The organism is Lysinibacillus sp. FSL M8-0216, assembly GCF_038595555.1.
Lineage (GTDB): Bacteria > Bacillota > Bacilli > Bacillales_A > Planococcaceae > Lysinibacillus > Lysinibacillus fusiformis.
Genome location: NZ_CP152007.1, coordinates 3,113,787 through 3,124,988 on the forward strand (window position 1 = coordinate 3,113,787; position 11,202 = coordinate 3,124,988).

13 protein-coding genes are annotated in these 11,202 nt (G+C 32.8%); all 13 read right to left on the minus strand.

What is annotated here, in order from left to right; all coding sequences use genetic code 11:
- Positions 1 to 10: 10 nt before the first annotated feature.
- Complete coding sequence (locus MKX57_RS15260) at positions 11 to 1,330, minus strand: deaminase domain-containing protein (RefSeq protein WP_342529977.1); 1,320 nt, start codon at positions 1,328 to 1,330, stop codon at positions 11 to 13.
- 166 nt (positions 1,331 to 1,496) lie between these two features.
- Positions 1,497 to 1,910 (minus strand): hypothetical protein, encoded by a 414-nt coding sequence (locus tag MKX57_RS15265; RefSeq protein WP_107922141.1) that lies wholly within the window; start codon positions 1,908 to 1,910, stop codon positions 1,497 to 1,499.
- 20 nt (positions 1,911 to 1,930) lie between these two features.
- On the minus strand, positions 1,931 to 2,050 hold the full coding sequence (locus tag MKX57_RS15270) for a hypothetical protein (RefSeq protein WP_237068811.1): 120 nt from the start codon (positions 2,048 to 2,050) through the stop codon (positions 1,931 to 1,933).
- 1,004 nt (positions 2,051 to 3,054) lie between these two features.
- On the minus strand, positions 3,055 to 3,561 hold the full coding sequence (locus MKX57_RS15275) for a hypothetical protein (protein ID WP_141390479.1): 507 nt from the start codon (positions 3,559 to 3,561) through the stop codon (positions 3,055 to 3,057).
- Between the two features lie 499 nt (positions 3,562 to 4,060).
- Positions 4,061 to 4,663 (minus strand): pentapeptide repeat-containing protein, encoded by a 603-nt coding sequence (locus tag MKX57_RS15280; protein ID WP_164908728.1) that lies wholly within the window; start codon positions 4,661 to 4,663, stop codon positions 4,061 to 4,063.
- An 11-nt stretch (positions 4,664 to 4,674) separates the two neighbouring features.
- Positions 4,675 to 5,832: a DUF4112 domain-containing protein gene (locus MKX57_RS15285; protein WP_147291920.1), complete on the minus strand. Its 1,158-nt coding sequence runs from the start codon at positions 5,830 to 5,832 to the stop codon at positions 4,675 to 4,677.
- 95 nt (positions 5,833 to 5,927) lie between these two features.
- A complete protein-coding gene (locus tag MKX57_RS15290) occupies positions 5,928 to 6,440 on the minus strand; it encodes a hypothetical protein (RefSeq protein ID WP_342550399.1) in 513 nt (170 codons plus the stop codon).
- Positions 6,441 to 6,726: 286 nt separating this feature from the next.
- Entirely contained in the window at positions 6,727 to 7,251 is a 525-nt protein-coding gene (locus tag MKX57_RS15295; protein ID WP_107922137.1) for a hypothetical protein, read from the minus strand.
- Positions 7,252 to 7,450: 199 nt separating this feature from the next.
- A complete protein-coding gene (locus MKX57_RS15300; protein WP_107922136.1) occupies positions 7,451 to 7,693 on the minus strand; it encodes a deaminase domain-containing protein in 243 nt (80 codons plus the stop codon).
- A 444-nt stretch (positions 7,694 to 8,137) separates the two neighbouring features.
- A complete protein-coding gene (locus MKX57_RS15305; RefSeq protein ID WP_107922135.1) occupies positions 8,138 to 8,521 on the minus strand; it encodes a hypothetical protein in 384 nt (127 codons plus the stop codon).
- A 14-nt stretch (positions 8,522 to 8,535) separates the two neighbouring features.
- On the minus strand, positions 8,536 to 9,345 hold the full coding sequence (locus MKX57_RS15310; RefSeq protein ID WP_237068809.1) for a hypothetical protein: 810 nt from the start codon (positions 9,343 to 9,345) through the stop codon (positions 8,536 to 8,538).
- A 401-nt stretch (positions 9,346 to 9,746) separates the two neighbouring features.
- A complete protein-coding gene (locus MKX57_RS15315; protein WP_107922134.1) occupies positions 9,747 to 10,199 on the minus strand; it encodes a hypothetical protein in 453 nt (150 codons plus the stop codon).
- Between the two features lie 24 nt (positions 10,200 to 10,223).
- On the minus strand, positions 10,224 to 11,201 hold the full coding sequence (locus tag MKX57_RS15320; RefSeq protein ID WP_107922133.1) for a hypothetical protein: 978 nt from the start codon (positions 11,199 to 11,201) through the stop codon (positions 10,224 to 10,226).
- Between the last annotated feature and the right edge of the window lies 1 nt (position 11,202).

The window sequence follows — 11,202 nt, forward strand, 5'->3', positions numbered from 1 at the left end:
ACCCTCCTGATTATTTTGGCAATATGCTATTGTCATTATTATGAATTACTTCAATTGTAATATTTAGATATTTTTCATCAAATTGTTTGATTATTAAATTACAGCTATCACATGTATCTTTTTCAGTAAATAACCTTATTGACCCTTTAACCTCATAATTAGTTCCAATTTTATCTGCTAAATCATTTAAAATTTTATATTCAGTATCTACATCTCTTAAAAAACTTTGTCCCGCTTTATTAGGTGCTTCAGTAGCTTGAAATATTGGATTGTCTGTTTTAAATGAAAATTTATCTGTTCCAGGGATTTTTTTAGAGGCATCATGAATTCCACTGTGGGCATAGAAATCTGTTTTATCAATTCCTGATATCTCCACTTTTGCGTATGCGAAATTACCTTGTTCTTTATATTTCTTAGATAATTGTCCCCTCGCTTCTGCCACTTTATCAATAATATGTTGGTCTTCGACAGGGTTAATTTGCTTTGTCGGAAATCTATTTCCATAATTCGCACTGTTTTGTAAGTTATTATTAGGAATAGTATTTGAAGGTTTGTATGAAGATCCACCATTCGGTTTTGTACTAGACACCCCTTTAACTCCCAACACTGACGTGGCTACGCCAAAGCTATCTAACCAATGCTCTTTCGATAGTGGGTCTTTCGGGTTCACCGAACCTTTTACCATGTCCGTCAAGCCTGATGTTGCATAATTTAAAAAATCAGATGGTGAATTGAACATCTTATCTTTTCTACTTTTTGCACCTGACCAAATGCCATCTACTGCACCTAGTGTAAGATAATTTGCAAAATCATATGGGGAGTTAAGTGCTTTATCTTTTCTAGTATCTAAACCATTTTTGAAATCTTTACCAATTTCCTTGAAGCTATTGAATGACTTAACAACTGGATTTTTGATTTCCTTCGCAACCGTTTTGGCAGTTGATTTCGTTTTAATGGCTATTTCCTTCGTTGTTTGTTTAACTTCTTTTACGATTTGTTTTGTTTGCTGGTAGACCTCTTTTGTTTTCGCTGCAGTTTGTTTATAAACTTCCTTGGTTTTACTTACAGTTTGTTTATAAGCTTTTTTAGTTGCTAATACAGCACTTTTTACTACTTTTTTAAATTGCTTCGCTATTTTACTTTTACTTACTTTATTATAGAGCTTACGGGCCTTGGTAAAGAATTTCCCCCACTTTTTCTTCTTCTTTTTCTTCTTCTTTTTTCTTTTTACTCGATTTCTTTTGTTTTTTCTTGGTGGAGCTTTTCTTTTTGGAGGATTTCTTGGAGCTCTTCCCTTTCGATCCTCCGCTCTTTCCTTTTTTCGCTCCACTTGGGGAGCCTACTTTCGGAATCATCCCCAGTAAGCTTCCTGCTAATCCTAATAGACCCATTAGGCATCACCCCACCAACAGGGATCATCCCCATCATGTCTAGGGCGGAATGGAGGTCTGTGAGTAATTCTTAATTAAATCTAAAATTGATTACTTTCAAAATTTTTATATAGGTATATTGAATCTTTCTGCATATTTTAACAATAGGTTATCTCTACTTGAAAAAACATTCTCAATTGAATCATAAGGAGAATCCCCATACTCTTCAATAATGTTTTCATTTAATTCCATCAATACATGCTTAATTTTTTCGTGTACGCTTTGATTACATCTTATTACAATTGCATAGTACCAATCTACTTTACTAAATTTCACTAAAATGAAATTACTAGGGTTTTCCGGTTTTGTCATTATGCGAATAATCTCTGATTCGGATTCAAAATCTTGAATATTTTCAAACTTCGTTTCTCTTGCTAAATTGGTTGGTATTTCCATAATTTCACCTACTTGCTTAACTAGATCGCTTGTATATTCATTTGGAAATTCTAACTCATACTGTACTATAAAATTCTTTTCCACTATTATCACCTATCATTTTATTAATCTTCCATAACTTTACCATTTTTTAATTTATACATATTTTCTTTGGCTTCATAGATATATAATTCAATATTTTTATAATCACTACTAAATGATTTTAGTACATTTTTACAACTCAAGCATACATTTCTTTCTGAGTATAGGTGGATTACACCTTTGCTAACTCTAGTCTTTTATCATAAATCCTACAGTAACCATTCCTTTTACCTGGTCGCTTCTACCAAAATATCGCGTTGTATCAAAGTGTGTCATATTCCTCCGTACGTCTATCGGTATCACCACTATATTTTCCAAGCCTGTTTGTATATCATACGCTACATCACAGCTCACAAATTCTACTCGGCTTGCTCGTATTCCTATCATCTCTATTATTTCTCTGAAATGTGAGTAATGCTATGGCCTTGTCTCAATTCTTAGGGTATGTAAGTGACCTTCTATTTCTCTAAAGTTTTTAAAATACATATGAATGTATACATCGTCACTTTTCCGCATGTGTAGTTCATAGCTGTATGTTCCACTATAAATCTTCATTTTCACTTTATATTTCTGCACTCCGACCATATAAACACGTAAAAATATCGAATATGGTACATCCTTATAATCTATAACAAACTTATCTATTGAAACCTCTATTTCCATTGCCTGTTCTTCCCCTTGTATGCAAGTACTTGTATACAATTTAATACTTAGTACATTAATTAAATAATCGTAATCCGTATTTAAACATGCAAAAAAAGCACTTGTCGCCTGTTATAGACAATCAAGTGCTTTAAGTTTATAAATTTCTAAGTTTATTAATATATTTGAAAGTTTTATAAGTTATTTTTAATCGACAGTATGACATCTTTTATACTACTTGGCAAGTGTAACGTTTAAACCCTTTAGCTTGTTTAATCTCGTGTGTTTGTTGCTAATGCCATCCATAAGTGGTCCTTGTAAGTAAAATGTCATCTCGTCTATTCTCGCTCTTATTGCTTAATTGTTAAAATAGCACTCCTTGATGGCCTAGCCTTCATGAGTTATTAATTCAAATTCAAGGACTTATAGCCCGCCCAATATTATAGCGTATATTGGTAATTTTTTTAATTTCACAAATAGTCAACTACATTTAATATAGTGTCTTTTAACGCAACAAACTTAGTTCATTATAGGGCAATACTTCTTCGTAAATTTCTAAAAATGCTTTTTTTAATTCTAATTCTTCATGTTGAGTTAAATCATCATCATTATCGATTTTCTCAATTAATTCAAAAAATCTACCTAGCTTTATACATAAGTTCGATTCAATATTTTCATTTGTATCGACTTGGTAAATTACATCAGGTAATAAATGGTTACTGGCCTTATAAATCAAAATTCCCATCATCTCATTATTCTGTAAGACAACAGAAAAGTCTGAGATTATCTTTATTTCAATGGAGAGGTTTGCTCTGTCCCATTTTTCAGAATAGGATAGTAAAATATCCTCTTCAATATAGTACTCGGCAAAATCTGATAAATTACATTTGAAATCCCTTTCCTCACTTATTTTGGTGTTCCCATCTCTCTCTTCCAATAAGTTTTTATCCATTTTTTCCATTTTTACTATTATTGGTTCGTTTAACTTTATTACCGCTCCTATAAAATTCAAATCTTCCTTATTAAATAATATAGTTCTCCCTTATATAAATTAGGTTCTGTGAATTATTACTTGCAACATAAACCGAATCGGGATTAGATAATATTTCTAACGCTTTTTCTTTTCCAAGTCTATCATGATAGTTTCTTGCATCCTTTAATTTTTCCTTCATTGGCTTTTTTCTAATATCATTTGCTGTTTTAACTTGGTTTCAAAACCTTTTGGTGTGCCACCTTTAGCCGTATCCTAAAACTATATAAACATAACCACAAAAGAAATCTTGGCAATTGAATTTTCCAACTACCACCATTTTATCATTCATTCAATTTAACTTACTCCAGCCATGAAGTAATTAACACCATAAATATTAGATGAGTAATAAAATGAACTAGCAAATTTTCTATTTCGCTAGTTCATTTCTTATCAATATTGGTTTCCAAAAATCCGAATAAAAATGTTCTCAATTTAATCAAGATTTTTGATAAGTGGTAAAATGGAAATAAGGATATTATTAAAAGTAGTTTTTAATTTCATTCCCTAGATATCTTTTAGTTTCACCATCTATTATAATGTTTGTATTCTCAAAATCCACGCTTTCAATTCCAATTGCATCATTAAATCTTAGTTTTTCAAAAGAACAATCAATAAACTTAACATTTTTAAATACTGATGAGTTAAAGCTCGAACTATCAAAATTCACATTTTTAAATATTACATTTGAAAAAGTCGCATCACTAAAAGAACAATTTCGCATATCTGAGTCAATTATAGTCAATTCAGAGAAAGTGCATTCATAAAAACTAGTTCTAAAAGCATCAATTCCTTCAAAATTTGAATTTTTAAATATAGCATGATCGGAATTCCCTTTTTTGTAAACATTATCTTTGAAAATACATTCTTCAAAAGTACTTCCGCATAAAGAAGCTCCGCTCATGTAAACTTGCGAAAAATCACATTCAATAAAATTCACTTCTAAAAAGCTACTATTATTTAAATCGTAATTTGTAAATATTATATTATTTAAGGAGGTATCCTCATAAAAAAGCTTAGATTTTTCATTTGATAATCCTAGTGAATAATCTGTGTATTTCTTTAATTGTATATATATATCCATCTTTCCCTCCTCTATGGCCATAAAATTATATTATCCTTTAATCCTTCCTTTGAAATTTCACTCAAAAGTTCTGCTCTATGTGCTTCACTCATGTTTGTGGTATCCAATATCACATTTTCATTTTCTGCTAGTGAATCTTTTATACTTTTCATAGATTTTTGCAATGTATATCCTCCTTTTTTAGGTTTGAAATTAGAATTAAATGATTTTACATCCCATGCCTGCCCATCTGCATCGAAAAATTCTGATTTACCAGATGGATCTCTGGTTATTGGCCCTTTCAATTTACCTTTTTCTTCTAACCCCAACCCAATTTTTTGTTCAAGTAATCCTTGATTTATATCGTCTGGTCTTTTAGAACCCGCATGAGCTGGATCATCTGCAAGTTTATCTAGCTCTTCTTTACTTCGTCCTCCAGTGTAATTACCAGATTTATCATATTTATCCGTACCCTTATCCTCAGCAGGCTTTTTATTCGAGCCATTTTGTGATGGTTGGGTATTAGACGGCTTCGGACTTGGAGTTGGTGTGTTTCTTCCAACTGTTCCTGTATCCTCTATGTATCTAACGTCTCCACCTGCTAATGCAAACTTCTGCTGCTGTGGTGGTCGCACCATCTGACGCAGTTGCTGTTTGACTTCGGCTACTTTGGATTGTATCTGGGTTTTCACGTTCACTACTTGCTTTTTGACTTTGTCTACTACACTTCCTACTGGACCTTTCAGCGCTTTTTGAACACCTTCAGTGACACTCTTAACTACCCCGGCACCTTTTTTCACAAATTTTCCACCTGTCGCCGCCCAGCCCACAAACGGAATCATCGCGCCAAAGGAAAGGGCCGCATTGACTTTGTCACCTCTGGCCAGATAAATAATGCCATTCACGCCATCCGCTATTTCACCGACACCTGGGATTAACCCTACAAGATCTAATCCTACTTGTAGCGTATTCAACAGATTTTTAGGTTTTACAGCATTTTTCACTGCCTTGGTCGTTGCTTGTGCAGCTTTTTTCACGACTGGTAGTACCTTTTCCTTCACTACCTGCTTCGTTTGTTTGACAGCGGCCTTTACCTGTTGCTTGGCTTTTGTCACAGTTGCCTTTGCTTTTTTCACAACCTTTTTCGTGGTCAGAATCGCTTTTTTAATGGCCTTCTTCGCCCGTTTCACCAATTTACTCTTGGATAAACTATTTTTTAGCTTACGGGCCTTGGTAAAGAATTTCCCCCACTTTTTCTTCTTCTTTTTCTTCTTCTTTTTTCTTTTTACTCGATTTCTTTTGTTTTTTCTTGGTGGAGCTTTTCTTTTTGGAGGATTTCTTGGAGCTCTTCCCTTTCGATCCTCCGCTCTTTCCTTTTTTCGCTCCACTTGGGGAGCCTACTTTCGGAATCATCCCCAGTAAGCTTCCTGCTAATCCTAATAGACCCATTAGGCATCACCCCACCAACAGGGATCATCCCCATCATGTCTAGGGCGGAATGGAGGTCTGCTTCCTGTGAAGCGACTGACACAGGGGCTTTGATGGACCCTTCCATCGTGACCGCCTGTCCCTGGATATCCGTAATGCCGTCAAACACTATACTACTGGAGCCGCAGGTGAATCGCATGGATTCGGCTGCACTCATGGACACTCGCTTCCCTGCGAAGGTGATCGTGTCATTCGCTTTGACTAGCAGGGAGGGCTTACTATGCACGGTGATGCCGCTGTCCTGATGAAGCTGAAGAAAAACAGCTCCCTCCTTGGCTGTAAATGTCACGGATTGTGGATCTAGCTTCATGTCCTTCCCTTTTGGCGTACCCCAGTAAGACGTTTTCGGATCAGCCGTTTTTGCGCCTCATCCATGCTGAGGTGGACTCGTACCTGATCCTTTTTGACCTCTAATACCTTAAATAAAAAATTGACATTAAACAAATTCTTTTGTTTAATGTCAATTTTATTTCTATCTTAAAAATAATTGGTCCTATATTTAAGTTATAAACCTCATTCTATATTAATTTTCATTTCTAAAAAATACATTGAAATGAAATAGGAGATTTACTTTCTTAAATCATATTGTACTTTAATTATAAGATTTTAGATAATCTACTTCCAACAAACGAATTCCCCCAACCTTTGTTCTCATCAATTGATAAGCTCTTAAAAGGGGTAATATCAGGTAATGGCACCTCATTTTCAATCAAATAATTGATTAAAATCTCTAACTCATCCAAACTATCTTGACCATACTCAACTATTTTAGTATATGCATGACTAGTACCAATATTGTAAATTGATGTAATAACAAAATCAATTTTTTCATCAATATTTTGATATAAGTTATAAAGGTATTCAAAGTTTTTTTCGTCTAAATATTCAAAATCATGCTCTTCATAAAATTTAAACTCCAGCAAATTTTCTGGTATTATTTCAGATATAATACCACTCCAATCATCAATATACTTTACGCTTGTAAAATCCCACAAATATTCTAATACTATTCTCCATTCATCTACATTATAATCCAAATATTGCAAGGTACTTTCTAAGCAGCTAATGCCAAATGAAACCCTACCATTCAACGAGATTTTTTCAAAACTTTTTATATTCATAAAAACACTCCTTTATAAAAAACATAGATCAAAACTGCAATTTTTTTAAACTTACCATTTTATCTGCTAAATCATTTAAAATTTTATATTCAGTATCTACATCTCTTAAAAAATTTTGTCCCGCTTTATTAGATGCTTCAGTAGCTTGAAATATTGGATTGTCTGTTTTAAATGAAAATTTATCTGTCCCAGGGATTTTTTAAGAGGGATCATGAATTCCACTGTGGTCATAGAAATCTTTTTTATCAATTCCTGATACCTCCATTTTTGCGTATGCGAAATTACCTTGTTTTTTATATTTCTTGGATAATTGTCCCCTCGCTTCTGCCACTTTATCAATAATATGTTTGTCTTCAAAAGGGTTAATTTGCTTTGGTAGAAATCTACTTCCATAATTTACAATGTTTTGTAAGTTATTATCAGGATTAGTATTTAGATCCACCAGTCGGTTTTGTACCTCTTAAACTCCCAACACTGACGGGGCAACTGAATGTGGTACATCCCTAAAATCTATAACAAATTTATCTATCGAAACCTCTATTTCCATCGCCTGTTCTTCCCTTGTATTTTCGTTATTTAACACTTAGTACACTAATTAATATTCGTAATCTTTTCAATTTACGTAACTAAACATGCAAAAAGCACTTGTAGCCTGTTATAGACAATCAAGTGCTTTAAGTTTATAAATTTTCTAAGTTGATTAATATTTGCAAGTTTTATAAGTTATTTTAGTATTGACAGTATGACATCTTTTATCACATGGCAAGTGTAACGTTTAAGCCCTTTTAGTTTGTTTAATCTCGTGTTTTTGTTGCTTAATACATCCATAAGTGGTCCTTGTAAATAAATTGTCATCTCGCCTATTCTCGCTCTTATTGCTTTATTGTTAAAATAGTTCCCTTTTAAAAAAGTCTCTAAATTTATTTAATATAGTCTGATCACTATCGAATTTAAATTTCAAGAAATGATCTTCATATGAACCTCCGATTTGTCCATGTACAACAAGTTGTCCTAAACTTCCCAAAGTCACACATATATTAGCATCCGAATCTCGATCTCTAATTTCGATACTCCCTCGCAATTCTGTTATAATAGACTCTATTTTTTCTAGAATCTCTAATAAATCGTCTTTTGAAATACAAAAGTTGGATTTACCTTTAAAACCTTTAGATTCCACCTTAAAAGTCATAGTATGATACTCTTCTTCATTATAAAGGTATTCAATACTAAGCTTTTTATTTTCTGTATCTAGAATGATTGTTTCATTCATATTTCTACCCCCTACTATTTAAATTTAAAGTCATCAAATTTTCCAGTAACTGTATTATAAACAAAGTGAATTTCATTTCCATTTACATTGTTGCTCATTTTTATCCATCCATCTTTCGCTTCCCATCTGCCCTTATCCGACATCTTTATATAATCAGATAAATCTTTTGCTCCTTCTAATGGATTTGAGAGGACTTGTTTCATAGCAAGTTGTTCATCTAGAGTATTAGGTATTGTCCTACCAGTTGAACCTATTCCTTGTTGAACATCCTTATACATTTTAGCTAAATCATTATCTAAAAGGGTATCCTTACCCTTATCATGCTTCTTCACATACTCGCCTAGTTGATCGATTTCTTTTTGGGTTGTCTTTGCATCCTTTGCCTTTTTGCTATTATTGGCAAGATCGTAGGTTTCTTCTATTACCTTTTCCCAATTTCGTACGTTTTCTAATACTTCTTCGCCCTTTTTCACTTTCCTAACAGGGTTAATTAATGAGACTGCTGCTTCAAAATTTTCTTTAATTGGCGCATTTGCATCAGACACTTTGAGATAATCCTCAATAAACAGGGCATATGACATTTTGGAGCCTAGCATCACATAAGGATATAGCCCATCTGGAGTGACAGTTGATTCTGCACTTAAGACCTTGCGTTTATCTGCAAGTGTTGTGATTGGTTCACCATCACTGCCGATAACTCTCGTTTTTCTGTGCTCATCTAATAGGGCTTTTAGTTCGGCTTCACTTGTTATCCTGTTTTTATCCACTGACGCAGTTTTTGCCTTTGTAATTGAACTATTCGTAGGTCTCAAGCTTTTTTGCATCGGGTAACACTCTTTGATAGTACTGTACTGCCTTTATAACATGTTGATTTTGTAAATGTGGGAGCTTTATTTAACACCTGTACTGTAAAGCAGATATTCTCACAGTAAATATAGGCTGTCTTTTTATTTAACCATAACAAAAAACCTTGAAAGGTGGTTAGCCAATCAAGGTTATAATTAATATATCGAAAAGTTTATTTTGCTCTTACTTCAATTGCTCATCACTTCTAACCCTATACATAATTGTTGTGAACAGAAAAATCCACTTTCTAGCATCGATACCTACTAGAACATTTGGTCGTTTTGGCGTCCAAGCAACAATTCCACCTTTAAGCTATCTTCTTATTTCCACAAACAATATTCTTTCTGGATATACTAAATCGTTATGACTATAAACAAAACTATTCATACAACTGTATATATCTTTCTCGTAAAGGTACATTTTCATTCACCAGTAATTCATCTTGAAGGAGTTCTTTTTTATTTGCTAGAATCGAAATGAACAATGCATAATAATCACCTGTAGTTGGAAATGAAAATAATCCATACCCTTTAGAAGAAATAATTTTGTTCACTGCTCTTATTTTTTCTTGTAAAAACTCATACTCATATTCGCCAAGTTGCCCAAGTTCTTTTTGTGAAGCTAACTCGATATCATATTTACTTTCATAATCTAAGATAAAGTTCACTATTTCATAGTCTTCTTCCCCTCTAAAATCAAGATAGAGAAACCTTTTAGTGGACATCCCATGTTCTAATATCCATTGATAAATATCTTCCTTTTTGTCTAAATCATTTAGTCCCCTCAATTCACTCTCATCAAAGATTATAGACACTATATCTTTAAATCCCAATTTCGATTTCCCCCTAAAATGCTTTTAATTTTGAAAAAGTTCTCCATGTTGATTAGGAATATATTCTGGATAATTTTTTCGATAAAAGCTATCGATAATTTTTAATAAAGGATCCCAGTCAGGGTAAGGTTCAGGATCCATTATTTGTATTTTAGCTTCTGGTGTATTCATTAAGAAATCATTGAATTCTTCAGGGATAAGTAATCCATTTTTCTTCCTCACAAAAAGTAAAAACAAAATTTCGTATGGGTAAAATCCATAACCAAAATCTCCAAATTCGATAGATTCCCCTAGCTCTGAAGCAAGTGCCATATGGAATATAGACATTTTGTTAATTAAAGGCTCTATTTCTTCTAATTTAGTTGTTGACCATTGTTTTAATACCTCACTATAAATTTCTAACTCCTCGGGTATTAAGCCATATTCTAAATTAGTTTCTTTCAGCTGCTCTCTCACTACAACATTTAAGTTTTGATTTGTCCCCAAAAAGTTTTTTTCTTTAAATTGGAGGTATAACTCTAAAAGGAACCATGTATGTTTATTAAAATTATTCACATTTATCCAACGACTTTCTAAATGCTCTTCAATAAATTTAAATAATATATCCTCCTCTTTCTCCCAACCAAACATTGTAAAATGAATTAAGGTCATAATAACGTCTTGAAAGGAATATTCCAAAGACATTTTAGGATATTTACTTTTATAAAGGTCTTGCCCCATACATTGATGAAAAGTAATCATCATTATTTTTTTTAGTTCGTGAGAATTTTCTTGATGATTTACTAATACATTCTGTTTCCATTTTGCCAAATAATATGATTTTATTGTTTCTAAATTTATTAATAGAATATGATCCTTTTCAACTTCATTGAGCTCTATAATATGGGTACTTTCCTTTAAACTATCCATATACTCTTCTTCTACTTCCTCAAATTTTATTCCCTTGACAAAATTTTCACAATATCTATTGTATGATAATTTTAATTTTTTAGGGTTTATCAAT

Coding starts and splice junctions, on each gene's coding strand:
- MKX57_RS15305 (WP_107922135.1), bottom strand. CDS start 8,521: ATGAATGAAACAATCATTCTAGATACAGAAAATAAAAAGCTTAGTATT.
- MKX57_RS15295 (WP_107922137.1), bottom strand. CDS start 7,251: ATGAATATAAAAAGTTTTGAAAAAATCTCGTTGAATGGTAGGGTTTCA.
- MKX57_RS15310 (WP_237068809.1), bottom strand. CDS start 9,345: ATGCAAAAAAGCTTGAGACCTACGAATAGTTCAATTACAAAGGCAAAA.
- MKX57_RS15290 (WP_342550399.1), bottom strand. CDS start 6,440: ATGAAGCTAGATCCACAATCCGTGACATTTACAGCCAAGGAGGGAGCT.
- MKX57_RS15280 (WP_164908728.1), bottom strand. CDS start 4,663: ATGGATATATATATACAATTAAAGAAATACACAGATTATTCACTAGGA.